The following is a 16,802-nucleotide window of genomic DNA, read 5'->3' as shown; positions in this document are numbered from 1 at the left end:
ATTAACTATTCAGTGAAGGTTGAAATTACTCATAAGAAAATTTAATTCTTATTTAAAAGCCTCAAAATGGTCTGATCGATGAACTCAAAATTAAAATTATGAACCGAATTTTTCATTTTTTCCTGGATCAAATCAAGGTTCAAATTTCCGATACTTCCTTCGTGTGTGTGATTAAGCTTACTTTGATCAGGACTGAATCGATCTGACTCTATATCCATCCCAACTTGTTTGTAAGCATCCCTAAAAGGAACTCCTTTCAGAACCAAGTCATTGACTACTTCCACAGAAAAAAGGTGCTTATAAAAAGGATCTGTCAGGATGTTTTCTTTGACTTTGATTGAGTTTAACATGAAGGTTGTCATACGAAGGCAGCTTTTCAGGGTTTCAATCCCTGGGAAAATTTCCTCTTTAAGTAACTGTAAATCCCGGTGATAACCTGTTGTAGTATTGGTCAATAGCAGCGCAACTGAATGGGGAATTGCTTGAATTTGATTGGTTTTGGCTCTGATTAGTTCAAAAACATCCGGATTCTTCTTATGTGGCATAATGCTACTTCCTGTAGTCAAATCATCTGGGAAACTGATAAATGCAAAATGCTGATTCATGAAAATACACACGTCCGAAGCTAACCTATTCAGCGTTCCTGCCATGCCAGCCATAGCAAATCCTAGCGTCCTTTCTGTTTTTCCACGGCTGTTTTGGGCATTGATCACATTGTGATGGAGGTCACCAAAACCAAGTAGCTCAGTAGTCATCGTACGGTTCAATGGAAAACTTGAACCATATCCCGCAGCAGAACCTAGCGGGTTTTTATTGGCCAGGTCATAGGCAGCTTTCAATAAACCTAGATCTTCTGACAGTCCTTCGGCAAAGGAGCTGAACCAAAGACCAAAAGAAGAAGGCATAGCCAGTTGAGTGTGAGTATAACCCGGCATCAGATCGTTTTTGTGCTTTTCTGAAAGCGTAATAAGCATTTCAAAAAGCTCAGTGGATTCTGCTACGATATCTTTGATAGCATTTCTATAGTAAAGCTTCAAATCCACCAGAACTTGATCATTCCGACTTCTGCCACTATGAAGCTTTTTGCCTACATCTCCGAATCGCTCGGTAAGTAAAAACTCCACTTGAGAATGCACATCTTCTACACCGGGAGCGATTGCAAACTCACCTTTTTCTATTTCTGAGTAAATATCTTTTAATCCACGCTGAAGAATTTCATTTTCTTCAGCACTCAGAAGACCAATAGTGGAAAGCATATGTGCATGAGCCATTGAGCCCATCACATCGTATGGAGCCAAAAGTATGTCATACTCAGGATCGCGACCAATGGTAAACGATTCTACTTCCTTTTTGCTTCCTGTTTCTTTTTGCCAAAGTTTCATTTCAAATTAGTTGTAGTTAGCATCTCAGCGTAGGTTTCAAGGATCTTGATATAGCCTTCTATCCCTTGCTGAATTTCGTTCAAGTAAATATATTCATCTGCAGAATGTGACCTTGCAGAGTCGCCTGGGCCTATTTTTACAGATGGGTAGGGGATCAGCGCCTGATCCGACAGGGTAGGACTTCCGTAGGTTTTGAGTCCAAGTTGCTCGCCGACTTTCAGAATCAAATGGCCTTCAGGCACATGGGATGATTGGAGTCTCATCGAACGTGGTGTCAGTTCAGCGTCCAGGGAGCTTTTCAATTCTTCCAATGCTTCTTCTAATGAATAGGCATCAGTAACTCTGACATCCAATACAAACTCACAAAGATCAGGGACTACATTGTGCTGCTGTCCTGAGTGGATTACGGTTGCAGATACTTTTGTTTTGCCCAGGAATTGAGATACTTTTTGGAACTCAAAATCTCTGATTTTCTGTAAATCATCCAAAGCAAGGTAAATAGAATTGATTCCTTCCTCTCTGGCAGCATGACCGGCTTTACCAATGACTTTGGCATTGATTACCATCAGACCTTTTTCCGCAATAGCCATATCCATCAAGGTGGGTTCGCCGACGATTGCCAGTTCGCAAGGAGGAAGTTGATCTATGACTGCAGCAATTCCATTCTTACCGGAAATCTCTTCTTCAGCTGAAGCGATCATGATCAAATTAAAGGGAAGCTCTTGGTCATAAAAATGTGCAAAAGCCGCCATCATACTCACCAATGGCCCTCCGGCATCATTGCTTCCGAGACCAAATAGCTTTCCATCCTCAATGATTGCTTGAAATGGATCTTTGGTATATCCATCATTTGGCTTTACCGTGTCGTGATGGGAATTCAGCCAGATGGTAGGCTTATTTTTGTCAAAAGGAGCTGCGAAAGCCCAAATGTTATTTCCCGATTTGTGGACTTCTATTTCCCTTGCAGTGAAAAATTCTTCTAAAACCTCAGCAGTAGAACTTTCTTCCCTGGAATAGGACGGAATTTCTATTAACTGAGTAAGAAGCTGAACACCATCATCATATAAACTCATTGTATTATTCAAATTTTTTATTTAGTAGAGGTCATAGCGACTTCTCTCGATGGTAGTTCCTGAGAGTTTACCCTTTGCTGCCAAATAAAGATTTTCCGCTTTTCCGATCCAGACGTGGTTTACGCCTTTTTCCAAAGCTTCGAAGGCATTATCCAATTTTGGGATCATGCCAGAATGAATGACATTTTCCCTACGAAGCTCCGCATATATATCTTCATTGATGAGAGGTATGATGGAGTTTTCATTTTTTTCATCAATCAAAACCCCACTCTTATTGAAGCAGAAATAAAGATTGACTTGATGTTCTTTGGCAAGGCTGGTGGCTAGGGCTGAGGCAATACTATCTGCATTTGTGTTTAATAGTTGACCTTTGGCATCGTGCGTGATTGCATTCACCACTGGAAGCAAATCACCTGAAAGTAAATGATCAATCAGCTTAGTATTAACTTCCTGTATATCACCGACAAATCCGTAATCTATTCCTTTAACCGGACGCTTGATAGAGCGGATAATATTTCCATCAGCACCACACATTCCTATCGCGTTGACTTTTAAAGCTTGGAGTTTGGCTACGATATTCTTATTGATCAAACCTGCGTAGACCATCGTTACCACGTCAAGTGTCTCTTGATCTGTAATTCTCCTTCCGTCCACCATTTCTGGCATTACTCCAAGAGATTCTCCAAATCGAGACGCCATGATACCGCCGCCATGAACAAGTATTTTATGTCCGGGGAATTTGGCAAAAAGGGATAAAAACTCATCTAATTTTTCAGGAAAATCGATGACATTGCCGCCGATTTTGATAATGCTGATTTTCATGTAATTATATTTTTGCGGTCACATGGCCTGTCCCGAACTTGATTAGGGAGAATCTCGCATGTTTGATAATCATTCCTATGTGTTACGTACTTCGTCGTGCTCGATTTCATAAATCAAGTTTACTTTTATAACTGTCCGAGCAGGTGACTAATGACTGCTTGAGTAGCGAAAATTCTATTTTTTGCTTGCGCATGGACTAACGAGCGCTTTCCGTCCAATACTTCGTCAGACAATTCTAAATTTCTACGCACAGGTAAGCAATGCATGACTTTCGCTTTTTGAGCATGCTCAAAATGGTTTTCCGTAAGCATCCATGAGGCATCAGTGGTAATTATCTTTCCATAATCATTGAAAGATGACCAGTTTTTAACGTACACAAAATCAGCGTCTTCCAGTGCTTTACTTTGATTATTTTCTATAGTTGCACCTTCGGTGAACGCTTCATCTAATTCATAGCCTTCAGGATGAGTGATAGTTAGATCATGATCCAAGCCGAGTGTCCATTCCGCAAAAGAATTAGCCACTGCATGTGGAATTGCCTTAATATGTGGACCCCAAGTCAAGACAATTTTTGGTTTCTTTTTTCCAGACCAGTTTTCACGGATGGTAATCTGATCTGCTAAACTTTGTAGGGGGTGACGAGTGGCTGATTCCAAACTTAAAACTGGAACTCCAGCGTATTTTATAAACTGAGATAAAACAAAGTCACTCGTGTCTTCCTCTTTATTTGTCAAAGAAGGAAATGCACGAATCGCAAGAATATCAAAATAAGAACCAAGAACTGCCGCGGCATCTTTGATGTGTTCCACTGTTCCTCGGTTCATGACTGCACCATCTTGCATTTCCAGTGCCCAGCCTTCCTTGTCCATATTCAGCACAATTGGCTCCATCCCTAAGTTCAACGCAGCTAGCTGAGTAGAAACCCTAGTCCTCAGTGACGGATTTAAGAAAATACAACCTATGCGCTTTCCAGCACCTTTTGCTTTGTCGAGAGCTGGATTTTCTTTGTAAATAAGCGCCTGTTCGATCAGTTCATTGCCTAAATCGAGGGATTCAAATTTTGTAAAGTGCTGAAGTGGCTGGATAATATTGGCCATTAGTTTAACTGAAATGGGATTGACTTAAGATTTCTTTTAATGCGGATATAAACGAATTTAATTGATTCCACTCGATATTTAAAGGTGGGAGGAGTCTTATCGTATTCTTTCCTGCTGCGCTTCCGGTGAACATGTGGTATTTTTCCACCAATTCTGAGCGCACAGGTCCTGCTTCCCGATCGAGATCAATACCAATCATCAAGCCTCTCCCTCTAATGGCAGTGATTCCTGACATTTGCTTTAATTCTTCCAGGATTTTATTGCCAAGTTTTGTGGCCTTGTCCATAAGTTTTTCTTTTTCAATAACTTCCACTACCGCCAAACCCGCTGCGCATGCGAGATGATTGCCTCCAAAAGTAGTTCCAAGCAATCCATATGTGGCTTTGAATTCAGGGGAAATCAAGATTCCACCAATTGGAAATCCGTTGCCCATGCCTTTTGCCATGCTGATAATATCAGGGGAAAGTCCTTCTGTATGCTGGTGAGCAAAGAATTTTCCAGTACGGCCAAAACCTGACTGAACTTCATCCAATATTAACTTTGCCCCATGTTTCTCGGCAAGGGATGCTAATCCCAGTAGAAATTCAGAACTCGGAACCTGAATTCCATTTACTCCCTGAATACCTTCGATGATGATTCCAGCGATTTCATTGGACTTTAAGGTTTCTTCTACGGTATTTAAATCCTCCCAAGGGAGAATGTGAAAATCCTCACGAGCATTACAAGGAGCGACGATTTTTGGGTTATCTGTCAAGGCTACTGCACCGGAAGTTCTCCCGTGAAAGCTACCTGAAAAAGCAATTAAACCAGATTTTCCAGTTGCAAAGGAAGCAAGCTTGATTGCATTTTCATTGGCTTCTGCACCCGAATTACAAAGGAAAAGCTCGTAGTCAGGATAGCCAGAAAGCTTACCCAGTTTTTCAGCATATTCTTTTTGAATGGGAATTTCAACTGAATTTGAGTAAAAAGCGATTTGATCCAACTGATTTTTTATCCGCTTTACGTAGTGCGGATGGGTGTGGCCAATGGAAATCACGGCGTGACCGCCATATAAATCTATATACTCTTTGCCCTGATCATCCCAAAGTTTAGCACCATCAGCCTTTGTGATGGTCACTGGGATCAGAGGATATACATCAAATAATTTCATATCGAATTACGAATGACGAAATACGATTTACGTGGTTATTCTGAACTTCGTAAATCAATTTCAAAGTGTTAAATATCGAATGATGAACGTCGAATATTTAATTTCGAAGTACCATCCAAATAATCTTGAATCTTGCATCTAAAGTCTAATATCTAATTAGAACCCTATACTTTTTAGATTCAAGCCCATCCTCTCTTCAAGTCCAAATGCCAAATTGTAATTCTGAACAGCCTGTCCGGAAGCTCCTTTCAGCAGGTTGTCAATAGCAGAATAAATCACCAATTGCCCGGCTTCTTTTTGCACATGAACGATGCACTTATTTGTATTTACCGCTTGTTTCATGTCAATATCTATATCGGAAACATGCGTAAAAGCAGCGTCTCTGTAGAATTCCTTGTAGGCGGCTATTGCTTCCTCTTCAGTTCCTTCGAAAGGAAAATAAGCCGTGATCCAGATTCCTCTAGGGAAGTTGCCACGGTAAGGGACAAATAGAATCTCAGAGGAAAAACTGGAATTCACTTGCTTAAAAGTCTGACTAATCTCCTTCAGATGTTGATGTGTAAATAGCTTATAAACAGACGTGTTGGAAGATCTATAGCTAAAGTGGGAAGTTTCCCCAAGTTTCTTTCCAGCCCCGGTACTTCCTGTGATACCAGAGATTTGGATCGTGTCTTTTACCCAGCTTTTTGCGATAGCTGGTAGCAATGCCAATTGAATACCTGTAGCAAAGCAACCTGGATTTGCGATCTTTTTTGCAGTCTTGATTTTCTCAGCATTCACCTCAGGAAGTCCGTAGGTAAAGCCATTGGATTCATCACGGAAGTCAGTGGACAAGTCAATAATAACTGTATCAGGAGAAAATACATTTTGCTCCAGAAAACCCTTTGTCTGACCGTGTGGTAAGCCCATGAAAACAGCATCTATTCCTTCTGTTTGCACTTGGTCTGTGAAAATCAAGTCACAGTCGCCAATCAAATCCGGATGGACTTCGCTTACTTTTTTGCCTTTCTGGCTATTGCTATGCACGTAGATTAGCTCGCAAGCAGGATGATGAACCAATAGTCGAAGTAATTCGCCTCCAGTATATCCCGCCGCGCCTATAATCGCTGTTTTGATTTTAGTCATCGCCAGAGTTTACCTTATGGAATATTGAAGTCTGATTACCCAAAATTCGGGTAAAACCTTTCACATCATCAGCTGTATAGCCTTTGTTCATTTCGCCATAGCTACCAAACTTGCTGGACATCAGATCATGTTCAGAAGTGATTCCTAATAAAGTGAATCGATATGGCTGAAGCAATACTCGTACATCACCAGTCACATAAGTTTGTGTGCTGGCCATGAATTCTTCCAAGTTTCTCATCACCGGATCCAAGTAATGGCCTTCGTGCAAGTGATTCCCGTAGAATTCCGCCAGTTGATTTTTCCAGAATAGCTGCCATTTAGTAAGTGTATGCTTTTCCAGCAGTTGATGACCTTTGATTATGATCAATGGTGCTGCAGCTTCAAATCCAACGCGACCTTTGATCCCAATAATCGTATCACCTACGTGAATATCACGACCGATGCCATATGGAGCGGCCATAGCCTGAAGCGCTTGGATAGCTTCCACTGAATCATCATATTTTTTTCCATCTACTCCTTTAAGTTCTCCTTGAACAAAAGAGAGTATAACCTCCAAAGGTTCGATCGCAGTAGCTTTTGTAGGCCAAGCGCTATCTGGAAGGTAATCTGAAGAAGTCAATGTCTCTTTTCCTCCTACTGAAGTTCCCCAGACACCTTTATTAATAGAATAAGCAGCTTTATCGAAGTTCATCGAAACGCCATGCTTTTTCAAATAATCTATTTCTTCGGCGCGACTCAGTTTTAGGTCACGGATAGGAGTGATGATTTCGATGTCTGGAACGATGGTCTGGAAAATCATATCAAAGCGTACCTGGTCATTTCCAGCACCGGTAGAACCGTGAGCAACTGCTTTTGCTCCAATTGACTTGGCATATTCAGCAAGAGATTTGGCCTGAAGAATACGCTCTGCAGACACAGAAAGGGGATAAGTCTGGTTTTTCAATACATTCCCAAAAACGAGATACTTGATCACCTCATTATAATAGGTATCCATCACATGAAGAATCTTAAAAGAAGCCACCCCTAAACCTTTTGCCCTTTCTTCCACGTCTGTCAATTCTTCCTCGGAAAATCCACCTGTGTTTACCAAAACTGCATGCACTTCATAACCAAGTTCTTTGGAAAGATGCAAGGCACAAAATGTGGTATCTAAGCCTCCACTGTAGGCTAAAACTATTTTTTTCATGTGTTCGTAATTTTCTTTCTATGGTCACATGGAATCTCGCAGGGTTGATAATCAACCTTCAGAGTGTCCGCTTGGACATGCTCGATTTCATGTGTTTATAATTTTCTTTCTATGGTCACATGGAATCTCGCAGGGTTGATAATCAACCTTCAGAGTGTCCGCTTGGACATGCTCGATTTCATGTGTTTATAATTTTCTTTCTATGGTCACATGGAATCTCGCAAAGTAAACAATCAACCCATGGTGAGTCGTTCTTCGTTATGCTCGATTTCATCGTAATAGGATTTTTGCTTCCATATAGGAAGAATTGATTTATAAAAAGATGCTTGAAATAGTGTCTTTAGACTTGTTCAATTTAAGCATCACGTATTTCTTTAATCTTACCCAGCGATCAAATAATTTGAGATCTTTTTTGAAATCATCGCGAAGCGCCAACTCTTGGGTATGATTTCTTTTGGAGTTAGGATCGTAAAGCATCGCTGTACAAAGACAGTTTTGCCTGTTTTTACTCATTAAGATCTCGTAATTGACACAGCTTTGGCAGCCTTTCCAGAACTCATTGTCATCGGTCAAATCGGAATAGGATACAGGGATATAACCTAATTCTGAGTTTATTTTCATTACTGCTGCACCCGTAGTCAATCCGAAAATAGTAGACTCAGGATATTTGAGACGGCTGAGTTTGAATACTTCATTCTTGATCTTGCGTGCAAGACCATATTTTCTGTATTCAGGGGAAACTATCAATCCAGAGTTTGCCACATATTTACCATGTCCCCAAGCCTCGATGTAGCAGAATCCTGCCCATTTTCCGTCTGAGGTCAATGCGATCACAGCCTTTCCTTCCTCCATTTTTATTTCCACGTAGGCTGGGCTACGCTTGGCGATACCTGTGCCACGAGCTTTGGCGGAATTTTCCATCTCATCAGTGATCTGAATTGAATATTCCTTGTGGGAAGCATTTGCTACAATAATCTGGAAAGAAATATTATCCATTAGGGATTGCATGTGTTAATTCCGATGGAATCGGAAGATTTGTAAATAAATCAAAGGGTAAAGTAGCGGGCACGTACTCCGCGTAGGAATACAACTATTCATCGAAGGGTTAAACCCTATAGAAAAATCTACACGTCCTTATACGAGTGAAAAAAGCAATAGCATCAGCTTTCACTTCTACAGAAGTAGCGCGAGTGTAAGTTGGCACTATGTGATTTACTTGTATCATGCTTGATAGGGAGGCAAAATTCATTCCTTAGAAAAGAAAATGCAAGAGTTTCGAGGAAAAATATGGGTGTTAGTCGAATTTTTATAGAAATCGAAAAAAGAGCTAGTCTATCTCGTTCTAATTGATCTTTACCGAATAATATTTTGTAAAAAATTATCTATATGATAATTGAATTGGGAAGAATGCACTCAGGCATTTCCTGACATTTCCTTTAAAGCCTGTACGAACTGATCCATTTCTGCCTCAGAAGTGTAAACATTTGGAGTAATGCGGCACCCATTCACGCCACCAGCACCATTGATGCCTACGGTGAAAATCTGATACTTTTCCATTAAAGTTTTTGCCATATCAGCAGGACTCATCGCATCCAAGCCTACATTGGCTATGGCGCATGAGCGATGAGGTTCTTTTGGAGTATTGACATTGATTCCCGGAAGCTCACGAACCTGATCAGACCAGTAACGCTGTATGTACCTCAATCGCTCATCTTTTCTTTGGCTTCCCATTTTATTGAGGAAGTTGATGGCATCTATCACTGACAAATCCGTGGAAACTGCATGTGTCCCGGTGTGATTTAGATTCAGAAGCGTTTTTTGATCAAGCTCATAAGGTGCCAAAAGTGGTCGGATTTGTTGACTTTTTCCTTTTTTCACATAAAGCATTCCGCAGCCAAGAGGCACACTCAGCCACTTGTGAAGGCTTGATCCATAATAATCACAATCCAAATCGGAAATATTAAAATCAAAATGACCTACAGCATGTGCCCCATCCAGCATGATTTCCACGCCATGACTATGTGCCATATCCGCTATTTTTCTCACAGGCAAGATGTGCCCGGTAATATTCACAATATGAGGTACCATCATTAGCTTGGTTTTTGGCGTAATTGCTTTCTCATAAACGGATACTATTTCGGCATCATTCTCCGGATGCATAGGGATATCTATTCTACGAACTTTGATCCCGAACCTTCTTTCTGCCAATTCAAACATATTCAAAAGGCTACCATAGTCTTGATTAGACACAATCGCCTCATCGCCATCTTTCCATGGATAGCCAGAGATGATCAAGTCTATCGATTCGGTAGTGTTTCGGGTAAGGATAACCTGTTCAGGAGAAGCCCCAATCAATTCAGCCAACATAGCAACGCTTTTGGCTTTGTTTTCCCATTGCACTGTGCGCATGTAATTTGATGCCTGATAATTGACTTCTCTCAGATGCTTGATATAGTTTTCAAGCGTTTCTTCTGGCAAAAAACAGTAATACCCATTTTCCAGATTGATGTAATCGGGTTTCAATTTGTAAGCCGCACGGATCTGGTCCCAGAAATCAACTGCTTCATAATCAATATCGGAAATGGACTTTATCTCGCTGGCTTTTGCTGAAAATAGAGAACTTGAACTAAAGCCCAAGAAGGCTAGGGATTTAAGGAATTTGCGCTTTTTCATTTTTATTAGGTTTTAGTTGGAGGGAGTGGTCAAAGTATGTAGCTGATGATCCAAACGAGCAAAAGCAAAATGGCTACCCATGTAATCCAAGGAGAGCGCTGAGGGAATTCGAATTTACATATTGGGCAAACTTTGGCTTTGGAATCTATTTCCATAGCACAGGAGGGGCATTCTTTTGTTTTCACGTTGGCTGAACTCTTTTTGCTGGATTTTTATTTTATGTGTTAATAATTTGAATTTTATTGGTCACATGGAATCTCGCATATCTGATACTAATCCATTTGATTGTCGTTTGCATTATACTCGATTTGATCATAAGTTACTTAAAGAATTTAGCTATGAAAATAGAAATATGGTCAGATATAGCATGTCCTTTCTGCTATATCGGAAAAAGAAAAATAGAAAAGGCGATTGCAAAATTTCCTCAAAAGGATAAAATAGAGATCGAGTGGAAGAGTTTTCTCCTCAATCCTGATCAGGTCACACAGCCGAATAAGAGTTCTCAAGAATACCTGGCTGAGGTAAAAGGCTGGAGTTTGGAACAAACCAAAGAGATCACTGCCAATGTAGCGAATATGGCTGCTCAGGAAGGGTTGGAATATCACTTGGATAAAACTGTGGTGGCAAATACCAAGAAAGCTCATCGGGTTTTGCATCTGGCAAAAACAGTAGGAAAAGGAGATGAAATGAAGGAAAGTTTGCTAAAGGCTTACTTCACAGATGCGCTCAATATTGATGATGATGCTGTTTTGCTAAGTTTGGGAAATGAAATAGGACTCTCCGAAACATCAATTCAGGAAGTTTTGAGCACCGATAAATTCGAAAATGAAGTAGATCAGGATATCTATGAATCAAGGACGATAGGAGTAAAGGGGGTTCCTTTCTTCGTCTTGGACAGAAAGTTTGGAATCTCTGGAGCTCAGCCTGATGAGGTTTTTGATCAGACGTTGGAAAAAGCCTGGAAGGAATTTGCAAAAGCTAATCCAAGCCTGGAAATAGCAGAAGGTGATGGAGAAGCTTGTGAAGTTGACGGGGAGAATTGCTAAAATTTACGTGGATAGCTTAACAAAAAACGGCGGTATTTCTACCGCCGTTTTTTGTTAAGCTTTGAAATTGTTTCACCAAACACCTCTGGTTTTCATTTGCAAAGTGTACACAGCATCCATAGCTGTGATAAACAATGTTTTTCTGTCCAGAGATCCAAACACAACGTTTGCTGTCCACTTGGCTGGAACTGGGATGTGAGCAATTTGCTCTCCTTTACGGTCAAACACTGCTACACCATCACCTGTGAGGTACAGATTTCCGCGGTCATCGATGGTCATTCCATCAGATCCCATTTCACAGAAAAGCGTCTTATTGATCAAATAGCCATCTTCTCGCATTTCATATTTATAGGTTTTCTTTGCGCCGATATCAGATACAAATAAGAACTTCCCGTCAGGAGTACCGACAATTCCGTTAGGCTGCACAAGGTCATCGGCAACAATAAACAGCTCTGTCTTGTCAGCTGATAAAAAGTAAACATTTTGGCCTTCTTGCTCAGATTCCTTCTGGCGATCCTCCCAATAAGGTCTAGGATAAAGTGGGTCAGTAAAATAAATTCCTCCTTTTGGGCGTATCCAAAGATCGTTTGGACCATTTAGTTTTTTGCCTTTAAAAGCAGTGATCCAAACATCGTGATTTCCATCTGTGTCAATAGCCCAAAGTTCGTTTTTATTATCAGCAGCAGCTATCAAAGTGCCATCCAGCATAAAATATAAACCGTTGGATCTTCCAGCATCTTCTTTGAAAACGCTTACTTCATTAGATAAAGCATTCCATTTATGGATACGATTATTTGGCTGATCAGTGAAGAATACATCTCCAAAGCGATTCACTGCCGGGCCTTCAGTAAACTCAAAGCCATCTTGCACTTTTACTAATTCAGCATTTTTAGCAACGATGCCTTTTTTGTCTTCTATTTCTTGAGAAAATGCCTGTGCTCCAATCAGAAGCGCGGCCATAAAAAGGGTTGATTTAACAGGGTTCATAGTTTATTGTTATTTTCTATTCATTGTGACCACTAGCACATTTAGATCTTCGCTATAGGCCATTCGGGTAATGTTTTCATGGGTGCTGGACTCGATCTCACCAAGTGATTTCCATTCCGGGCTATTGTATTTTCTGATAAAAATTTCATTTCCTGAAGCCATCAAAAGATGTCTTTTATCAAGCCAAATGAAATCTTGAGAGCCTAAAACTCCGGCAAAATATACTTCTCTATTTCCATTTTCTATATCATAACTCTTAATAATCCCGGCCTTGCCTTCTGAAGATTGCGAAAGGTAAGTGATTTCAGATGTCTTAGGTCGCTTCTTTATAGATCGATCAATAGCCGAATCAATCTCTATGAGATCATTTCTTCCCCTCGCATAAATCAATTTATTTGGCTCACCCAGAACAAACATCGCTGCTTTATTATCATACCAATCGTAATATCCCACAGGCTCTATGTCATCATAAAGCAATTCTGACGGTTCAAAACTAGTAGGGTAGAGCCATATCCGCTGCTTCTTATCTGCCTCCATCACTACTGCAGCGATGTACATGCCGCAATCGGTAATGCTGGGAGAAAACTCGCTGCGGTCAGAAGTCTTTGAGAGATTGGTGAATTTATCAGACTCAAAATTATAGACTATGATATCGTGATTGCCATTTTCATCCGCTGCAGAGAATACGAGTTGATATTCGTTGATAAAATTGGGTTGGTTATCATATTCTGGCCTGTCAGTTAGCGTATGGGCTGATTCAGTCATCAATTTCAAATTACCTCCTTTACCGTTGGTATTGATTACCCAGAGGTCAGATCCACCTTGGGCAAAAGCTGAAATGGAGCCAAACAGTAAAGAAATAAATGTGAAGCAAAAACTCTTTTTCATCTGATTATCAAAATTTTTCAACCAAAATACAAAATCAAGGTTAGAATGATGTGAGCAAATTAAAACTATACCAGAATATCGAATTTGATCGGTTACGACACATTCAAGATCCACTTGCAGATCAGTTGGTTAGCCAGTTGATAAAAAATCCCGAATTAATCACGCTAATAAATTCTTGGATTGAAATACCTGCCAAAATTGAAAATTCATTTCCTCAAGAGTTTCAGGATTATTTCAATTTCTACCTGACACAGAATGATATTCCTGGGGAGGTTTTGGTAAAAGGGCAAAAAATCTTTAATGAAAAGGGTGACCTCTACCTCGCCATGCTTGGATTTTATTCGCTTCCTTATGCGTATGCATTTGGAGATGGTGCAGAAGTGCTAGTTCGATCCAAGCGAATCCTTAGCGATATAGGTCGCAGATTAGGAGAAACGGGGAGTTTTATTTTGGATATTTTCGAACCGGGGGCATTTCTCACTAAAAACAAAGCCTTTCTCACTTGTGCAAAAGTTCGCTTGATTCATGGGTTCAGCCGCTATTTCATTTCTCACTATGCATCTGATTGGGATGATGATTATGGTAAACCCATCAATCAGGAAGATCTGATCGGAACCAATCTGTCTTTCAGTCTGATCGTAATTCGAGGATGGAAGAAAATGGGTTTTACAGTAAAATCAGCAGAAGTAGACCTGATAATGGGATACTGGAAATGGGTTGGGCGAATGATGGGAATTCAAGAACATTACTGGCCAGACAACGCCAAGGAGGCATTTCAGCTTGAAAAACTCATCCGAAAACGACATTTGAAATCCTCAGATGCAGGCCATCAATTGATCCAAGCCTTGATCAGCTATTACAAAACAACGATTCCAGATGCGTTAATTTCGTCTCAGGTGGAGCCAATCTTAAATTTCTTTCTTGGAAATGAAGCCTCAAAAGCTTTGAATATCCAATCTTCTAATCCTGTCAGTGGCGAACTGCTCGGGTTGGTATTCAAATTTTCTGGTTGGAAAACCTATGGATCCAATAAAGGATATTCCCAAATTGCCCGACAATTTGAATCCAATCAAAAAGCTCTCTATGGCGAAAGATTAGAAATCAAACTTCCTGAATTAAACCGTTCATAAACGAACACTTGAATGTTCGTTTGCATCCAGCTAATCTTCTTTCAACTGTCTAATTAGCCTAATTAGGGCGTTTTTACTGCATGGCACCTTTTTCGTACACAACAGAACATGAAGGTAATAACCCAATGGATATCTAACTTGCCGCTGGAGCTGATCTTTTGGATCGGAAGCTTGGTAGCAGTTGCTCTTTTGGATCCTCAGTCTGGAAGTCACTTAAGTCTCTGTCCACTGAGTCAACTGGGATTTGATTGGTGTCCGGGCTGTGGATTGGGTAGGTCTATGAGTCTCCTTGCAAGGGGGGAATTTCAAGCTTCCTGGGACATGCATCCGCTGGCTTTGCTGGCGTATGTGGTTATTATCTCTCGAATCTGGCAACTAATTAAAAACTTAAAAACTACACACAATTATGGCTAATGTATTAAGACATCTTCCTGAATTGGAAGGCATGGAACTGGGTTATATCCAGGGTTTGATGAAAAATATGGATGAGGATCAGGCATCTCTTTTCGCGCAGGTTTACCGTGCAAGGAGAAAGGACGCTCAGATGATTTTGATCTTGACCTTGCTTGGTTTCTTCGGCTTTGCAGGACTACATAGATTTATCCTCGGTCAAATAGGCTTGGGTATTCTATACATTTTGACTCTTGGTCTTTGCTTTATAGGTACCATTGTCGATTTGGTCAATTATAAAAGCCTAGCTTACGAATACAATATCAGAGTGGCGCATGAGACTATGAATATGCTGAATGCGAATTATCCTGGCGATGTGATGAACACAAAAATCTAATTATAAACTTAACTAGTGAAAGAGCCGGAGGAAACTTCGGCTTTTTTGGTTTCTTTTTCAACCACAAATGCCGCGAAGAAAGCGCAAAGGGCACAGGTAAAAAATATGATGAGCATGGTGTGCCTTGATGATTGCATTTTACCACTGATCGTTGATCATTGAGTTTTACAACTATTTGAGAGTTGAATTTTAAAATTGAACATTGAAGATTCTCCCACTATTCTATTTTCACCTCAGGTTCTTTCTGCAAATAGCCCAAGGACTGAAGGAAGTCATCAGATGCTTGAACTGTCTTTTTGTAATAGTCAAAATTCGTGTAATTGAAGAAGCCGTGGGGTTGGTCTTCGTAAAGCACCAAATCACATCTGCTTCCTACTTTTTCCATAACCATCTGATAATACTGGGCTGTCACCACGGGGACGAGATTGTCCTTTGTACCTAGCAAAAACAGGGTAGGAGGTGCTCCAGCTTCAATATTGTGCAAAGGTGAAAAGTCTTTATACTGATCTCCGATCCTTTCGAAACCATAACCGCCTGGCCCATTGTCTATAACTGGATTGAAAAGTATCAAGGCATTGGGCACAGGGCTGATATCCAGATCATCAGTACCTTCATTATATCCCTCTATTAAAGCCGTGGCAGCAGCCAAATGTGCCCCTGCTGAACCTCCAGATGCAATGATTTTATCAGGGTCTATATGCAATTCATCAGCATAAGCTCTTAGATATCTCACGGCAGACTTAGCATCTTTCAGAGACTCAAAAGGCGAGGTCTTATGTTCATTTCTGGTTCGATAATCAACCAAAAAGCAAACCATTCCTCTTTTGGCAAAGTAATCAGCCTGATGCTCGAATTGTGCTCTACTACCTGAAACCCATCCTCCGCCAAAAAAGAAAACCAATGCCGGGTATTCTTTTGAAGGGCTCATTTGCTCTGGGCACCGTACTTCTATAAAAAGCTGGGTGGTGTCCACCGTTTTGTAAAGAAGCAATTCTTGGGCAGAAGAAACAGTTCTCGAGAATAGGAGGAGGATAAAACAGATCGAAAAATGGGTGACAATTCTGCGCATAGATTATTGCGTTAAATGATGAATTCTAAGATAATACAAGAGCTCGGTTTATGGGAGTACTTCTTGTAAATGCAAACACATACTATTTTGTCAATCCTTTAAATTTCACTTTTGCGACATATCACGATAGCACTAATACACTCAACACTAAGTATTCACCTACTTGACTAGTGAGTTTTCTACACCCTTCAAAATTGAACATTGAGACTTACGTAATTTTGAAATTATAATACTGATCATGCCTTTGAAATTCGCGTTTAAAAAAATTTATCTCTTTACACAGCATTTCATACTGGGCTGATACTGGTCATGCCATTGGCATGAGGCAAACTATGATTATAGATCATTGAGTTTGAACATTGATAATTTATTTACTCCTTCCTTGTT

At 40.4% G+C, this 16,802-nt stretch carries 16 protein-coding genes; 4 read left to right on the top strand and 12 right to left on the bottom strand.

The genetic code is table 11. From position 1 onward, the window contains the following. Positions 1-41: 41 nt before the first annotated feature. The 9 genes from argH to BVH04_RS11320 form a co-directional block, all read right to left on the bottom strand. On the bottom strand, positions 42-1,382 hold the full coding sequence (gene argH / locus BVH04_RS11360) for an argininosuccinate lyase (protein ID WP_086541589.1): 1,341 nt from the start codon (positions 1,380-1,382) through the stop codon (positions 42-44). Next, complete coding sequence (locus BVH04_RS11355) at positions 1,379-2,455, bottom strand: M20 family metallo-hydrolase (RefSeq protein ID WP_086541588.1); 1,077 nt, start codon at positions 2,453-2,455, stop codon at positions 1,379-1,381. Before BVH04_RS11355 ends, argH begins: the two co-directional genes overlap by 4 nt. A gap of 21 nt (positions 2,456-2,476) precedes the next feature. Beyond that, positions 2,477-3,277, bottom strand: a complete 801-nt coding sequence (argB, locus tag BVH04_RS11350) for an acetylglutamate kinase (protein ID WP_086541587.1) — start codon at positions 3,275-3,277, stop codon at positions 2,477-2,479. A gap of 125 nt (positions 3,278-3,402) precedes the next feature. Next, complete coding sequence (locus BVH04_RS11345) at positions 3,403-4,374, bottom strand: Rossmann-fold NAD(P)-binding domain-containing protein (protein WP_086541586.1); 972 nt, start codon at positions 4,372-4,374, stop codon at positions 3,403-3,405. Positions 4,375-4,378: 4 nt separating this feature from the next. Continuing rightward, complete coding sequence (locus tag BVH04_RS11340; RefSeq protein ID WP_086541585.1) at positions 4,379-5,524, bottom strand: aspartate aminotransferase family protein; 1,146 nt, start codon at positions 5,522-5,524, stop codon at positions 4,379-4,381. Positions 5,525-5,680: 156 nt separating this feature from the next. After that, positions 5,681-6,649, bottom strand: coding sequence for an N-acetyl-gamma-glutamyl-phosphate reductase (gene argC / locus BVH04_RS11335; protein WP_086541584.1), 969 nt, complete (start codon positions 6,647-6,649; stop codon positions 5,681-5,683). Continuing rightward, the gene (locus tag BVH04_RS11330; protein WP_086541583.1) at positions 6,642-7,835 is read right to left on the bottom strand and encodes an argininosuccinate synthase; all 1,194 of its coding nucleotides are present in this window, start codon (positions 7,833-7,835) and stop codon (positions 6,642-6,644) included. Before BVH04_RS11330 ends, argC begins: the two co-directional genes overlap by 8 nt. A gap of 312 nt (positions 7,836-8,147) precedes the next feature. Further along, the gene (locus BVH04_RS11325) at positions 8,148-8,831 is read right to left on the bottom strand and encodes a GNAT family N-acetyltransferase (RefSeq protein ID WP_086541633.1); all 684 of its coding nucleotides are present in this window, start codon (positions 8,829-8,831) and stop codon (positions 8,148-8,150) included. Between the two features lie 417 nt (positions 8,832-9,248). Continuing rightward, positions 9,249-10,508, bottom strand: coding sequence for an aminotransferase class V-fold PLP-dependent enzyme (locus tag BVH04_RS11320; RefSeq protein ID WP_086541582.1), 1,260 nt, complete (start codon positions 10,506-10,508; stop codon positions 9,249-9,251). 338 nt (positions 10,509-10,846) lie between these two features. Here BVH04_RS11320 and BVH04_RS11315 point away from each other — a divergent pair, with 338 nt between their 5' ends. Beyond that, positions 10,847-11,554 (top strand): DsbA family oxidoreductase, encoded by a 708-nt coding sequence (locus tag BVH04_RS11315; protein WP_086541581.1) that lies wholly within the window; start codon positions 10,847-10,849, stop codon positions 11,552-11,554. Positions 11,555-11,626: 72 nt separating this feature from the next. Here BVH04_RS11315 and BVH04_RS11310 read toward each other — a convergent pair whose 3' ends face one another. Beyond that, complete coding sequence (locus tag BVH04_RS11310) at positions 11,627-12,541, bottom strand: SMP-30/gluconolactonase/LRE family protein (RefSeq protein ID WP_086541580.1); 915 nt, start codon at positions 12,539-12,541, stop codon at positions 11,627-11,629. Positions 12,542-12,550: 9 nt separating this feature from the next. After that, positions 12,551-13,429, bottom strand: coding sequence for a TolB-like translocation protein (locus BVH04_RS11305; RefSeq protein ID WP_086541632.1), 879 nt, complete (start codon positions 13,427-13,429; stop codon positions 12,551-12,553). 50 nt (positions 13,430-13,479) lie between these two features. On the opposite strand from BVH04_RS11305, the gene BVH04_RS11300 reads away from it, so the two are divergent. From BVH04_RS11300 to BVH04_RS11290, 3 genes are all read left to right on the top strand, one after another. Continuing rightward, entirely contained in the window at positions 13,480-14,559 is a 1,080-nt protein-coding gene (locus BVH04_RS11300) for an oxygenase MpaB family protein (protein WP_086541579.1), read from the top strand. A gap of 108 nt (positions 14,560-14,667) precedes the next feature. Continuing rightward, complete coding sequence (locus BVH04_RS11295; protein ID WP_086541578.1) at positions 14,668-14,973, top strand: DUF2752 domain-containing protein; 306 nt, start codon at positions 14,668-14,670, stop codon at positions 14,971-14,973. Then, positions 14,966-15,346 (top strand): TM2 domain-containing protein, encoded by a 381-nt coding sequence (locus BVH04_RS11290; protein WP_086541577.1) that lies wholly within the window; start codon positions 14,966-14,968, stop codon positions 15,344-15,346. Before BVH04_RS11295 ends, BVH04_RS11290 begins: the two co-directional genes overlap by 8 nt. A gap of 217 nt (positions 15,347-15,563) precedes the next feature. Here the strand turns inward: BVH04_RS11290 and BVH04_RS11285 are convergent, their stop codons facing one another. Next, on the bottom strand, positions 15,564-16,415 hold the full coding sequence (locus tag BVH04_RS11285) for an alpha/beta hydrolase (RefSeq protein ID WP_086541576.1): 852 nt from the start codon (positions 16,413-16,415) through the stop codon (positions 15,564-15,566). Between the last annotated feature and the right edge of the window lie 387 nt (positions 16,416-16,802).

Origin of the sequence: Algoriphagus antarcticus (genome assembly GCF_002150685.1) — a bacterium.
Lineage (GTDB): Bacteria > Bacteroidota > Bacteroidia > Cytophagales > Cyclobacteriaceae > Algoriphagus > Algoriphagus antarcticus.
The sequence above is the reverse complement of the archived record's forward strand: the minus strand, read 5'-3'. Positions and strand labels throughout refer to the sequence as shown.